9 protein-coding genes and 1 tRNA gene are annotated in these 14,123 nt (G+C 55.4%); 7 read left to right on the top strand and 3 right to left on the bottom strand.

Features of this window, described 5'->3' with window-relative positions; translation table 11 throughout:
• The first annotated feature begins 283 nt into the window (after positions 1-283).
• From AC0L7S_RS01875 to AC0L7S_RS01855, 5 genes are read left to right on the top strand one after another with little or no spacing between them, the layout of a single operon-like run.
• Positions 284-1,849 (top strand): class I SAM-dependent DNA methyltransferase, encoded by a 1,566-nt coding sequence (locus AC0L7S_RS01875; RefSeq protein WP_473472816.1) that lies wholly within the window; start codon positions 284-286, stop codon positions 1,847-1,849.
• Positions 1,842-2,594 (top strand): restriction endonuclease subunit S, encoded by a 753-nt coding sequence (locus AC0L7S_RS01870; protein ID WP_473472815.1) that lies wholly within the window; start codon positions 1,842-1,844, stop codon positions 2,592-2,594. The genes AC0L7S_RS01875 and AC0L7S_RS01870 overlap by 8 nt, the downstream gene beginning before the upstream one ends.
• Positions 2,594-3,100, top strand: coding sequence for a restriction endonuclease subunit S (locus AC0L7S_RS01865; protein WP_473472814.1), 507 nt, complete (start codon positions 2,594-2,596; stop codon positions 3,098-3,100). Before AC0L7S_RS01870 ends, AC0L7S_RS01865 begins: the two co-directional genes overlap by 1 nt.
• Positions 3,097-4,191, top strand: a complete 1,095-nt coding sequence (locus AC0L7S_RS01860) for a TIR domain-containing protein (RefSeq protein WP_473472813.1) — start codon at positions 3,097-3,099, stop codon at positions 4,189-4,191. The genes AC0L7S_RS01865 and AC0L7S_RS01860 overlap by 4 nt, the downstream gene beginning before the upstream one ends.
• A gap of 36 nt (positions 4,192-4,227) precedes the next feature.
• Positions 4,228-7,419, top strand: coding sequence for a type I restriction endonuclease subunit R (locus AC0L7S_RS01855; RefSeq protein ID WP_473472812.1), 3,192 nt, complete (start codon positions 4,228-4,230; stop codon positions 7,417-7,419).
• A gap of 351 nt (positions 7,420-7,770) precedes the next feature.
• Here AC0L7S_RS01855 and AC0L7S_RS01850 read toward each other — a convergent pair.
• Positions 7,771-7,861: transfer RNA gene (locus tag AC0L7S_RS01850), tRNA-Ser, on the bottom strand.
• 449 nt (positions 7,862-8,310) lie between these two features.
• Between AC0L7S_RS01850 and AC0L7S_RS01845 the strand changes: the two genes are divergently transcribed.
• On the top strand, positions 8,311-9,462 hold the full coding sequence (locus AC0L7S_RS01845; RefSeq protein WP_473472811.1) for a porin: 1,152 nt from the start codon (positions 8,311-8,313) through the stop codon (positions 9,460-9,462).
• 286 nt (positions 9,463-9,748) lie between these two features.
• Here the strand turns inward: AC0L7S_RS01845 and AC0L7S_RS01840 are convergent, their stop codons facing one another.
• Positions 9,749-10,648, bottom strand: coding sequence for an alpha/beta fold hydrolase (locus AC0L7S_RS01840; RefSeq protein ID WP_473472810.1), 900 nt, complete (start codon positions 10,646-10,648; stop codon positions 9,749-9,751).
• Positions 10,649-10,728: 80 nt separating this feature from the next.
• Positions 10,729-12,756, bottom strand: coding sequence for a lytic transglycosylase domain-containing protein (locus AC0L7S_RS01835; protein WP_473472809.1), 2,028 nt, complete (start codon positions 12,754-12,756; stop codon positions 10,729-10,731).
• A gap of 421 nt (positions 12,757-13,177) precedes the next feature.
• On the opposite strand from AC0L7S_RS01835, the gene dapA reads away from it, so the two are divergent.
• Complete coding sequence (gene dapA / locus AC0L7S_RS01830) at positions 13,178-14,059, top strand: 4-hydroxy-tetrahydrodipicolinate synthase (RefSeq protein ID WP_473474141.1); 882 nt, start codon at positions 13,178-13,180, stop codon at positions 14,057-14,059.
• Positions 14,060-14,123: the final 64 nt, after the last annotated feature.

The following is a 14,123-nucleotide window of genomic DNA, read 5'->3' as shown; positions in this document are numbered from 1 at the left end:
TTGGGCGCAGTTTAGCGAACACGAAAATAAGACTAGCTGCCATGGATCGTGGAGGTGTAATGATACGACACCGTCCATTTTATGTTTCTGGCCATTTTTATTTGTTTAAGTCTATTAAAAAAACCTCTCATCAGAAAGTGCTCTAACCTCCGATAACCTTCACTTATCAGAGCCTATGAGGTACCTATTGACTGCGGCTGCACGCGGCATCACTCAGGCAACATCATCCTTTACAACTGCACATTGCGCGAACTAACTTCGCCCTGCTGATTTGGGGGATGAAGTGGCAGTCCAGAAAGATAATAACGGCGATCTCAGCTTTACGGCGGATTTGTTCAAGGCAGCCGACAAGCTCAGGGGCAATCTGGAGCCGTCCGAATACAAACATGTCGCACTTGGCCTGATCTTCCTCAAATACATTTCCGACGCCTTCGAGGGGCAGCACGCCAAGCTGGCCGCCGATGAATACGCCGACGAGGAAGACCCGGAAGAGTATCTGGCCGAGAACGTATTCTGGGTGCCGAAGGAAGCCCGCTGGTCATACCTGCAAGCCAACGCCAAGCGTCCCGAAATCGGCAAGCTGATCGATGAGGCGATGGATGCTATCGAAAAGGCTCCGTCTAACGAGGGGTTGAAGGGTGTTCTGCCCAAGAACTATGCCCGCCCGACGCTGAACAAGACGATGTTGGGCGAGTTGATTGATCTGTTCTCCAACATCGGCATGCACGACAGCACCGACAAGGCGAAAGACCTGCTGGGTCGTGTCTACGAATACTTCCTGTCGGGTTTCGCCAGTTCGGAAGGCAAGCGCGGCGGCGAGTTTTTCACACCACGGTCGGTTGTGCGCACGCTGGTCGAAATGCTGGAGCCCTATCAGGGCCGTGTCTACGATCCGTGCTGCGGTTCGGGCGGCATGTTCGTCCAGTCGGAAAAGTTCATTGAGGAGCGAGGCGGGCGGCGCGATGATATCGCCGTCTATGGACAGGAGATCAACCATACCACGTGGCGGCTGGCCAAGATGAACCTTGCCGTGCAGGGGATCGATGCCGATATCCGCTGGAACAACGAGGGCAGTTTCCACCGTGATGAGCTACCCGACCTGAAGGCAGATTTCATTCTCGCCAATCCGCCCTTCAACATTTCCGATTGGGGCGGAGAACGACTGGCGGATGATGTCCGCTGGAAATACGGCACACCTCCGAAGGGCAACGCCAACTTCGCTTGGCTCCAGCACATCCTGCATCATCTCGCCCCACGTGGCACGGGTGGAGTTGTTCTGGCCAACGGCTCCATGTCGTCGCAGCAATCCGGTGAAGGTGACATCCGCAAGGCGATGATCGAGGCTGATGTGGTGGACTGTATGGTCGCTCTGCCAGGTCAGTTGTTCTTCTCGACGCCAATCCCGGCTTGCCTGTGGATTTTGTCACAAGACAAAAGCGCCAACGGACATCGGGATCGGCGCGGTGAAATCCTGTTTATTGACGCCCGCAAGCAGGGTTTTATGGTGGATCGTGTCCGCAAGGAGTTCAGCGCCGACGATATCGACAAGATCGCGGGTGCCTATCATCGCTGGCGGGCCAAGCCGGAGACGCGGGAGAAAAATAGTTGGGCCGAATATGCTGACGAACCCGGCTTCTGCAAATCCGCTATGCTGGCTGACGTTCGTGAGCATGGCCATGTGCTGACGCCGGGTCGCTATGTCGGCGCGGCTGACATCGAGGATGACGGTGTGTCGTTCGCTGAGAAATTCGACGCGCTGCGGGGGCAGTTGCAGTCGCAGTTTGCCGAAGGCCGGGCATTTGAGGAACGTATTAATTTGCTACTCGGCAAGGTTTCGATGAATGCCTGAAAGTTGGCGTAGGAGCAAATGGGGCGATGAAGTCAAACTCCAGTACGGCAAGGCTATCCGTGGCTACCAGAACGCAACGGCCCCCTATCGTGTTTTTGGTTCGAATGGTCCTGTTGGTTGGCATACCGAGGCGTTGGCACCCGGCCCCGGAATAATTCTGGGCCGAAAGGGTGCATATCGTGGGGTCCGGTATTCGCACGCCCCCTTTTTTGTGATTGATACAGCGTATTACGTCCAGCCGAAGCGCGACATGAATATGCGCTGGTTATACTACGCTGTTGTACATCACCGGCTTGGTGAGATCGATGATGGTTCGCCAATCCCATCTACAACACGGGCAGCCGTCTATGTCCGCGATATAGAAGTTCCACCCATCGAGGAGCAGAATACGATTGCATCTGTCCTCGGCTCTCTCGATGACAAGATCGAGCTCAACCGTCGCATGTCCGAGACGCTGGAGGCGATGGCGCAGGCGATCTTCCGTGACTGGTTTGTCGATTTCGGCCCCACGCGCCGGAAGATCGACGGCGTGACTGATCCCGTCGAGATCATGGGCGGTCTGGTCAGCGATCCCGCCCGGGCGCGGCAACTAGCGGAAATGTTTCCGGTCATGCTGGGTGAGGATGGACTGCCTGAAGGGTGGCGTAATGAAGGCTTTGCTAGGATGATTGGCATTACCGGCGGGGGACGCCAAAAACTTCCGTTCCCGCGTATTGGGGCGGTGACATACCTTGGTTTTCGGTAGTGGATACTCCGCAGGTAGGCTCCGTATTCGTCCTCGCTACCGTGAAATCTATCACTCAAGAGGGTTTGGCTGAAAGCTCAACCCGAACCGTCAGAGCGGGCACGACTATCATTTCAGCCAGAGGCACTGTTGGCAACTTGGCTGTCGCCGGTCGTGATATGACCTTCAACCAATCCTGCTATGCTCTTCAGGGTTTGGACGGAGTTGGAGACTATTTTGTCTATCTCGCGAGCCAAGGGGTTGTCGAAAGATTGAAGGCAATGGCACATGGGTCGGTGTTTTCGACCATCACACGTGGTACGTTTGAGGGTATCGAGCTAGTGAATGCGACACCCCATATCCTGCGGGCATTCGAAGGAATTGTTGATGGGCTCTTTGCGAGGATTAAGGCAGGATTAGCCCAAAACTGCACACTCGCTTCGACCCGAGACCTACTGCTCCCCAAGCTTATGTCCGGAGAAATAAGTCTTTCAAAAGAAGATAAGGTTGTCGAGGCAGCGGAATGAGTACTGCGTATTTCCTCCCATCGAAAGTGGGAGCGTACTTGCGGCGGTTGGATATTGAGTATGCACGGTGTGGGACCAATCAACTGCGTCTCGTGTTGCAAGCCGCTAGATACGTTGTGCGAGAGGCAATCGACTATGACAATTGGAATGGCGGCACCTACGGCCACGATGTGGTGCTCTTTCTTCCGCCTAAAATTCTGATGATGATTGGATTTGACCGGCAAGCCGAGCTCTGTGGTACGATCCGTGACGATTTACAGCAATGTGCGTCTGCCGTTGAAAACGAGCATTTTCGTGCCGTGCACATCGAACTAGCCGACGATAGCGATCTCGAATTTCAGAAATCTGTTCCATTCTCTAGACGAGCCCAAATAGAGCCGGAAACCGTTCCCTTTTGGATGCCCGGTTATCTTAGATTATTTATCAGCCACCGCGACGACCACAAGGCTGCCGCAAAGCTTCTTGCCGAGGCACTGCAAACATACGGGGTATCGGCCTTCGTTGCTCACGACACCATCCAGCCAATGACTACGTGGCAGAAAGAGATTTTTAAAGGCCTCCAGACGATGGAGGTAATGCTTACGTTCATCACAGACGATTTCCATGAAAGTGTATGGACCAACCAAGAGGTTGGATATGCCTTGGGCAAGGGCGTACCGATCATCTCATTGAAGCTTGAACGGCACGATCCAAGAGGTTTCATTGGTGCAGAACAAGCGTTGAGAGGGAACCTCGCCAATCCATCAGCATCCGTGCCTGCCCTCTACGAACTGCTTGCTGAAAAAGTTGGGCAGAAACGTCGTCTTCAGCAGTCCCTCATCAACGCATTTGTCAATTCACCGGACTTCTCCGAGGCAAAGATGCGGTTCGACCGTATGGCGGGCGTAGTTGAGGAGTTAGATGACGATCAGTTCGAACAGATAAAGGCAGGCTTCAAAATCAATGACCAACTTTACAATGCGGGACACCTAACGAGTAAATATCAGCGACTAAAGAGTTTTCTGGAGAAATGTACCGGCAAAAAAATCGAAATTCATCATGCAGAAATCGTAGAGATCAAGCCGCAGGCGGATGATGAAATACCGTTCTAACTGCTTACCTCTAAGATTTGTGCGAAGGCTGTTGGCATGACCATAAACGAAGACATCGTTGAGCAAGCGGCGCTCAGCATCTTTGCCGATCTCGGCTATACCTACGCCAGCGCCAGCCAAATTGCGCCGGACGGCACAGCGCCGGAACGCACTGCCTATTCCGATGTCATTTTGACCACACGGCTTACGGCGGCAATTGAGCGGCTCAATCCAACGATCCCCTTCGAAGCCCGCGCTGAAGCGATCAAGCAGCTTTTCATCACGGAAACGCCCTCGCTGGTCGAGGAGAACCGGCGCATTCACCGCTTGTTGACCGAGGGCGTCGATGTTGAGTTCCATGTCGATGGCGGCGAAATCAGGGGCGATAAAGTCTGGCTGATCGACTTCGACAATGTGGACAACAACGATTGGCTGGTGACGAACCAGTTCACCGTGGTCGAGGGCCGCTATAACCGCCGCCCCGACATCATGGTGTTCGTCAACGGCCTGCCCCTCTCCATCATCGAGTTGAAGAACGCAGGCGCTGAGAACGCCCATATCACCGGCGCGTTCAACCAATTGCAAACCTACAAGGCGCAGATACCGTCGCTATTTCGCACCAATGCGGTCCTGATCGCCTCTGACGGCATGCTGGCACGCATTGGCTCGCTAACGGCGGACGAGGAACGCTTTATGCCGTGGCGCACCGTGACGGGTGCGGAAGGCGATTTCACGCCCCACGGTCCTCGCGAAATGGAAACGCTGCTGCGCGGGGTGTTCGACCGGCACCGTTTTCTCACCTTGCTGCGCGATTTCATCGTGTTCGGCGATAAAGGCGAAGGCCCGTTCAAGATCATCGCCGGATATCACCAATTCCACGGCGCGACCAAGGCGCTGGCGAGCGCAATTGAGGCGGCGCGTCCTGATGGTGATCGCAAGATCGGTGTGATCTGGCATACGCAAGGGTCGGGCAAGAGCCTGTTGATGGCCTTCTTCGGTGGCCTGATCGTGCGGTCGAAAGAGTTGCAGAACCCGACGTTGGTTGTGCTGACAGACCGTAATGATCTGGACGATCAGTTGTTCTCGACTTTCAGCCTGTGCCGTGATCTCATTCGTCAAACACCGGAGCAGGCTGATAGCCGTGACGAGCTGCGCCGTTTGCTGAATCGGGCATCCGGCGGCGTGATCTTTACCACCGTCCAGAAATTCTCGCCCGAGGCCGGAGAAGAGAGCTTTCCCGTGTTGACCGACAGGCGCAACGTCATCGTCATCGCAGACGAGGCGCATCGCAGCCAGTACGGGTTCGACGCCAAGCTCGACAAGACGACCGGCAAGCGCCGTTATGGTTATGCGCACTATATAAGACAGGGCTTGCCCAACGCCTCTTTCATCGGCTTCACCGGAACGCCGATTGAGGCGGATGACGTGAACACGCCCGCGATCTTCGGCGAATACATTGACGTTTACGACATCAGCCGCGCCGTCGAGGATGGGGCGACGGTTCCTATCTTCTACGAAAGCCGACTGGCCCGCATCGAATTGGATGAGAGCGAAAAGCCGCGCATCGACGCCGAAATTGAGGCAATCCTCGAAGACGACGAAATGTCGGAGCAGGAGAAACAGAAGGCGAAATGGGCGACCGTCGAGCGGCTGGTCGGCTCGGAAAAGCGCCTGTCACAGATTGCCGCTGATCTGGTCGATCATCTTGAAGCCCGTATTGCAGGAATGAGCGGCAAGGCAATGGTCGTCTGTATGAGCCGCCGTATCTGCGTAGACCTCTACAACCAGATCATCGCCTTACGACCTGATTGGCATTCCGCGGATGACAACAAGGGGGCGGTCAAGATCGTCATGACGGGATCGGCATCCGATCCGCTCGACTGGCAACAGCATATTGGCAACAAGAAGCGGCGAGATGAACTCGCCAAGCGGGCCCGCAATCCCGATGATCCGCTCAAGTTGGTTATCGTGCGCGACATGTGGCTGACCGGCTTTGATGCGCCCTGCATGCACACCATGTACATCGATAAGCCGATGCGCGGCCATGGGTTGATGCAGGCAATCGCCCGCGTCAACCGCGTATTCAAAGACAAGCCAGGCGGTTTGATCGTCGATTACATCGGCATCGCCCAAAACCTGAAGAATGCTCTCGGGCAGTACACCAAATCCGATCAGGACAAGACCGGCATTGATGAGGAAGAAGCCGTTGCCGTCCTTATGGAGAAATACGACATCGTGCGCGGCATGTACCACGGTCACGATTACACTCTTGGCATCACCGGCCAGCCGCGCCAGCGTCTTGCTGCCCTTGCTGATGCCATCGACTGGATATTGAAATGGCAGGAGCAGGAAGCGGCCAAGGTAGAGAGCGTAGACGAGAAGAAGAAAGCGCACCGCCGCTACCAAGACGCCGTTCTGGAATTGAGTAAAGCCTACGCCCTTGCCTCGGCCAGCGATGCGGCCCGGACCATTCGCGATGAAGTCGGTTTCTTTCAGGCTGTTCGGGCGGCATTGGTCAAAACCACGGCGACTGGCAAGATGTCGGATCAGGCCAAGAGTTTCGCCGTCGAGCAGTTACTCAATCAGGCTGTTGCCAATGCCGAGATCGTGGACATCTTGAAGGCGGCAGGCATCCAGTCGCCGGACCTCTCTATCCTCTCAGACGAGTTCCTCGCCGAAATCCAACACATGGAAAAGAAGAACCTCGCGTTGGAGGCGCTGAAGAAGCTGCTCAACGGCGAAATCAAGAGCCGGTCACACTCCAACGTGGTCGAGACCAAATCATTCTCCCGGCGTCTGGAGGAGGCTGTTGCCCGCTACCATGCCAACGCCATATCGACGGTAGAGATGATCCAGGAGCTGATCGCACTGGCGAAGGACATCAAGGCATCCGCAGCCCGAGGTGAGGAACATGGGCTGTCGCCGGAGGAACTTGCCTTCTACGACGCGCTTGCCGAGAACGACAGTGCTGTTGAGGCGATGGGTAGCGAGCAGCTGCGCATCATAGCGCATGAACTGGTAGAGCAGATGCGAGGGTCGGCCTCTGTTGACTGGCAGCATAAAAACAGCGCCCGAGCCCGTATGCGCGTTCTCGTCAAACGCATCTTGAAAAAATACGGCTACCCTCCCGACCTCGAACAGGAGGCCGTGCAGACCGTGCTGGCACAGGCCGAGGTTATGTTGCGAGAAGTCAGCATCTCTGCGAAACAGCAATCATATACGTTTAAAAGCGCAGAAGCCGGAAGCTGAGCATATCGGCACATCTGACTTCGATTTGCTGGATATGGCTCAATGCCCGAAATGGTGCGGAGCAGATCAGGCTGGTTCTCGACGTCTTTGCCAATGTCCCAGTACCAACCAACGTTCTCGCGATCATATTCGACAGTAGAAATACAACGAAACGGCGAGAGAGTGTCGAGGACGTTATGGAAATGCTGGTCGCGACTGGGCGTTTGCGGACGAGAGAGCACGAGAGACAGCGGCACTCTTTCCGCCAGGATAGATAGCCCAATACGCCTTGTCATTCGTGGGGCAAAACGTGGGGCAATTATTCTTAATTGGTTATAACTACTTGTTATCATGCAATATTTAATATTGGCATGGCGGAGAGGATGGGATTCGAACCCACGAGAAGCTTTTGACCTCTACTCCCTTAGCAGGGGAGCGCCTTCGACCACTCGGCCACCTCTCCGTTGCGGCGCTGGATAAAGAAAAGGACGCGCGCACGCAATAAGCATGGCGCATTATCCTTGAAAAAACAGCATTGGCCAGCGTGAAGGCCCTGCCATTCATTGTGCGCAGCCCCAAAGTTGCGCGTCCGAAGCACTGATTCTCTCGTCGAATCGCCGAAATTGCGGAAAATCCGGGCTTTTCTGGCGTTTCCACCCCTCTATGGTTAATGAGTGCTTTCCGCGAGACCGCAAATCGTGTCATTTGTGCAACAACAACAATGGATAGCACCCCGTTCGCCTTTCCAATGGCATGATCGTAGTTGAACGCTGTCGAGCGATGAGTAATGTCACATCCGAAGAAGGGACGCGGTGCGTGTCTTTTTTCAGTAGTGGGGATGGGGCAGGGAACGCTGTCCTTCAGCAAAAAATACCCAGACCCGTTTTTTAACTTTTGACTGGAGGTCAGAAAATGAACATTAAGAGCCTACTTCTCGGCTCCGCTGCGGCTCTGCTCGCAGTCTCCGCTGCGCGCGCCGCCGACGCTGTCGTCGTCGCCGAACCGGAACCCGCTGAATACGTCAAGATTTGCGACGTTTACGGCGCGGGCTACTTCTACATCCCCGGCACCGAAACCTGCCTGCGCGTTGGCGGCTATGTCCGTGTACAGGCCAGCGGTGGCGAGGCTGGTTCATTCAACGGTCGCGGTACTTTTGATGCGCGCACGAATGCACCACGTCGCAGCTACAGCACTTTGAGCCGTCTTTCGCTCCGGACCTGGACTGGTTCCGAGACCGAGATGGGTACCTTGAAGACGTACACCGAAAGCCGCTTTAACTTCGCCAACGGTGGCACCAGCGGTGTTACGCTGAACTTCGCCTATATCCAGCTTGGTGGTCTGCGCGTAGGTCTGGATGAATCGGTATTTGATACGTTCACGGGTTATGCCGGTAACGTCATCAACGATACGCTGGTACCTTACGGTGGGTTCGCTACCAACTTGGTCAGCTACTACTTCGACGGCGGCAACGGTTTCTCGGCAGTTGTCTCGCTCGAGCAGGGCAATAACGGCTACAGCCTGATCGGCACGGCTGGCGGCATGGCTGCTGGCTTTGTACCTCCGGCTTCTTGGGCTTTGACCGCAAACCCAACCATCAATGTCATCGACAGCTATATGCCGCATGTCGTTGGCGGCGTGAAGTATACGCAGGGCTGGGGTAGCGTTTCTGCCGTTGCTGCCTATAACAGCAACTTCAACGAGTGGGCCGGCAAGGTTCGTCTCGATGTGAAGGCGACAGACCAGCTGACCCTGTTCCTCATGGGCGGTTACGGTTCAGACAAGAATGTCGACCGCAACTTCTACAAGGCCTGGGGCGGAAACTGGGCTGTTTGGGGCGGTGGTTCCTACCAGATCAACGAGAAGACGTCTTTGAACGCCCAGCTCTCGTATGATGACGACAAGAACTTCGGTGCAGCGGCAAATATCGCCTATGACATCGTTCCTGGTCTCACCATCACGGCTGAACTTGATTACATCAATTCCGGTGTATCGAACTGGACCGGTGTTCCTGTTGCTGGCAACGACGCCATCGGCGGTATCGTACGCTTCCAGCGCTCGTTCTAAGACAGTCTTGACTGTTTGAATTCGGCCCGGACACGCAAGTGTCCGGGCCGTTTTGTTTCAATTGGCGGCAATTGAAAATTCGCGATAGCGGCGCGGGACGTCGTCTTGGCGAGGCATCGGGTCTGATCTGGAACGATAACTAGTTCACGGTGTCAGCTTTTTAGATGCTAACGAAAAAGGCGCAGTAGCGCCTGACAATGCGAGAGCGCCGAGTATTCCGCCCGCATCCCGCTCTCAACCATTTGAATCGACCACGTTTATGGCTTTGGATCGGCTCGATCCAAGATCATTGTGATCTGGCGTGACTTTCCGCTCTGTCGATGAAATCGGAAATCGTCGTTGGCAAGTTGCCGGTTTCAAGAAAGGGCGCATGCCCCTGGCCTTCAACGCCAACCGTTTCAAGGCAGCTATGACGCTTTTCCATCTCCATCACCGTGGCGGCTGATAGCAGCCGGGAATGCGCGCCACGAATTGCCAGGACAGGCACGTCAGCTAATGCATCGAATTGCGGCCAAAGCGTTGGTAAGGGCTGTGTAAGATCGAGTTCGGCGAGAGTATTCACCAGTTTCGGATCGAAATCCGGCTCCATCTTGCCATTCTTCACTCGATAAATTGCTCCAACCATACGTGCCCAGTCTGCCTCGGTAAGCGCCGGGAAATCTGTGCCGTGGGCTGCCTTTTGCGCTAGAACAGCTTCTGTAAAGGTCTGAGGTCGTGGTGCACGCTCCAGATAAGAGCGGATATGGGCAAGTCCTTCAGATTCTATGACTGGGCCGATGTCGTTGAATATGATTGCTTTCAGCAAGGCCGGTTTAAGACTGCCCAGAACATGGATAATCAACCCGCCACGCGACGTCCCGATAAAGGCGGCCTCTTCGATACCAAGAGCCGCAAGCCCGGTGATGATATCGGTGGTTTCAAGTCCGACATTGTAATTTGCGGCATCGGGATCATTGGCGGATTGACCGCGGCCCCGATAGTCAAACGCCACAATTTTGCGCGCACTTTTGGCATGGCGAGACAGATAGAGTGCCAATTCGTGAAAATCGCGTGCATTGCGGGTCAAACCTGGAAGACACACAACCGGCCAGCCGGAACTATTGTCCGTATCATAGACGCGCGCGTGCAGCTTGAGCCCATCTTGTGCAGGGTAGAAGAAGTCGGAAAATTCGTCCGGTGTCGGCATATCAGGCTTTCAATTGAATAACACGCAAGAGTTGAATGTCGAGGCTCGGAACTGCCGTGTCAGTCAGGTCTGCCGCGAGATCAATTGCGTCCGTTGACGAGGTCGCCGGCAATATCGAATTTGTCGGAAATGCGCATCTTGTAAACTTCGTAATTCTCCATCACCCGTTGCACATAACTTCTTGTTTCCGTGTAGGGAATTTTCTCGATCCAGTCGATGACGGTGTCGAGATCCTTACCACGCGGATCGCCATAACGTTTCACCCATTGCGCTGCGCGGCTGGGGCCGGCATTGTAGCCGGCAAAGGTCAATATATAAGACCCGTCGAAGCGCTCAAGCTGTTCGCCAAGAAATGCCGAACCCAACGTGGCGTTGTAGCCGGCATCGGTGGTGAGACGGACTCGCGAGAACGCCAGTCCGGCCTTTCTGGCCACTTGTTTTGCCGTACCCGGTAAGAGTTGTAGTAACCCGCGCGCGCCTGCCCCCGATACGGCGCCAACGTTGAATTCGCTCTCCTGACGGGCAATCGCATAGGCCAGTGCCTTGCCTGAACCGGATATGTCGGCAGATGCCGGGATGACGCCCAAAGGGTGTGATAGTGCTCCGACGTCGATGCCACGGCCAGCGGCGATCTTGCCTATTTTCAAGGCAATGAAATGATCGCTCTGCTTTTCGGCCATCGCCGCCAGCAGAGCCAGTTCGCCCGGACTGGTCAATTGTCCGGCGAGATCGAGATAAAGTGTCCTTGCATAGCGCTCATAGCCTGCATCTTGCAGCAGTCGAATGGCATTCACCGCTTCTCGTGCGGCGAAAATCCGGCGCTCGACAATAGTCGGTTCTGGGTAGGCGATATTGAGCGCTTGCTCCCCAATACGCTCGCCTGCGAGTTGCCCGTAAAAGGTCGTGCCATAGGCAGCCGCCTTGGCGAAATAGTCTCGGGCATTGCCCGGGCCGCCAACAGCCGCCGCCCGGCCCAGCCAATAATATGCACGCGCCCGCGATATCGGGCCTTCGGCGAGATTCGCAATTGCCATGAAATGCTTGGCGGCAGTCTTGGGATCGTTCAAGCCGCGCAGCGCATACCAGCCGGCATGGAATTCGGCATCAGCGGCATTCGCCGCGCTTTCTGCTGCGTGGGCGGCAACGATGCGATAGGCGGTTTTCATGTCGCCCAGATCGACCAGCTCACGTGAAAGAACGCGCCGTTCAATCCACCATGCATCAGGATCGACAAGGGCGGCCCGGTTTGTCGGTGCTTTCAACACAACATTGGCCGCCTCGGAGAACTTCTCCTGCCTCCTCAGATATTCAGCCTGCGCAAAAAAATACCCGGCAGAGCGTTGCTCGCGTGGCACCGCTTTAAGCAATGAAGGCGTTGTCTTGTCGCCCTTGATTGCAGCAGTCCACGCCTTGGCCAATTCCCCTGCTCCGGCCAGATCGGCCACACGTTGCGCAGACTTGATCCGGTCGGCATAGAACATGCGCTCCATTCGAAAACGATGGTCAGCCACAGATATTATGCTCCCGAATTCCTTGATGATGGCGATTTCGTCTTCGGCTTTCAGCTTGTTCCGTCGCCACAGCGGCGAAACGACACTGCGCGCCGCATTGATATTGCCAAGCGCCACATAGGAGCGGGCAAGCAGAATAACACCGTCCACGGTCTGCGGTTGGCTACCATTAAATGCCTTCACGACCGTTTGCGGATCAGGGTTTTCACGGTAGAGCGCGCGCTCGCCGTTCCTGCGCAATGTTGCCATGCCCGGCCAATCCGGAAGCATCCGGGCGGTCGCTTCAATATCGCTGCTTGGTACCTGGTCGCCGCCATACATCGAAATCGCCCAAGCGAGCACATGCCGGTCAAGCGAGTTGGCGGGCAAGGTATCGCGCACGGCACCGGCACTGGCGATATCCCTCGCCGCCAAGGCATCGAGCCCGCTCTTGAGGTTCGATACAGCGGGAATTGCTGGGTGAATGGCGTCCTTGAAAACAGGCACCGGAATGGTCGAAGTGGCATGTCCGTCGAGGATAGAACCGATCGCCATGCTTGTCGCCAGCGCTGCTGCGGCACCCAAAAGTACGAGGCGAAATGGTTTTCCTGCGCTCATGACAATTGTCAATTTCCTGTTATTGCCCGTCACATGCCGGTGCCGCTTTGCAAAATCATTAAGGGCATCGGGTGAAAGTGACGTGAATGACTAGTGGGACGAATTTGACATTTGTGTCTTGGCTGCCGCAAGGCTCTTGCTCAAATGTCAAATTCAAAAGCTCCACTAGATTCGTGAATTTGCTAGTGTCCTTGTCGAACCCGAAATTCATACAGCGCCCTCAAACAATGAGGCGAATTTCGGATTCGGGACACTGGCCGTCGAGGCTATTCGAATTATATCATGTGGCCCGAAGCGCTTCCTTGCCCTGCAACGATGTCGAGACTATGGTGCGCCGCCTTGCTTTGGGTTAGAAGCCCCAATAGTGAAACAAGCTTGGAAACCCGAGAATTACCCCGAAAGTTACAAGGAATTGGACGACATGCTGAAAGGCTCGCTTACCGCGCTCGTGACACCGTTCGACAAGAACGGGCGCTTCGATGAGAAAGCTTTTCGTGCGTTTGTCGAATGGCAGATCAGCGAGGGCACGACCGGTCTGGTTCCGGTGGGGACGACTGGTGAATCACCAACATTGTCGCATGACGAGCATCGCGAGGTGGTAAGGATTTGCGTTGAGGTGGCCAAGGGGCGTGTACCGGTGGTGGCGGGTGCCGGGTCCAACAACACCGAAGAAGCAATCGGTCTTGTCAAATATGCCGAGAGTGCGGGTGCCGCCGCGGTTCTGGTGGTCACGCCATATTACAACAAGCCGCCGCAGCGCGGCCTTTATGCGCATTTCGCAGCGGTGGCCAAGGCCACCAGCCTGCCTGTCATCATCTACAATATCCCGCCGCGTTCGATTATTGACATGACACCGGAGACAATGGGCAAGTTGGCGCATGACTTCGATAATATTCGCGGCGTCAAGGATGCGACGGGCAAGGTCGAACGCGTTTCGCAACAGCGCGCGACCTGCGGCAAGGATTTCATCCAGCTTTCCGGCGAAGATGCTTCGGCGCTTGGCTTCAATGCACATGGTGGCGTGGGCTGCATTTCCGTCACGGCGAATGTCGCGCCACGCCTGTGTGCCGAATTCCAGACTGCATCGCTTTCCGGCGATAGCGCCCGGGCGCTGGAATTGCAGGATCGCCTTATGCCGCTGCACGAAGCAATTTTTACAGAACCTGGTGTTTCAGGTGCGAAATACGCACTGTCAAAGCTCGGAAAAGTCGAAAACACGGTGCGCTCACCACTGGTAACGGTAGAGGACGCAACGGCCGCGAAAATCGACGCCGCAATGAAATACGCCGGATTGATCAACTAGAGCAATTCCAGGAAAAGTGGGAACCGGTTTTCTGTCCGGAATTGCGTAAAAACAAGAGATCAGG

It is taken from the genome of Mesorhizobium sp. G2-6-1 (assembly GCF_055809095.1).
The sequence above is the reverse complement of the archived record's forward strand: the minus strand, read 5'-3'. Positions and strand labels throughout refer to the sequence as shown.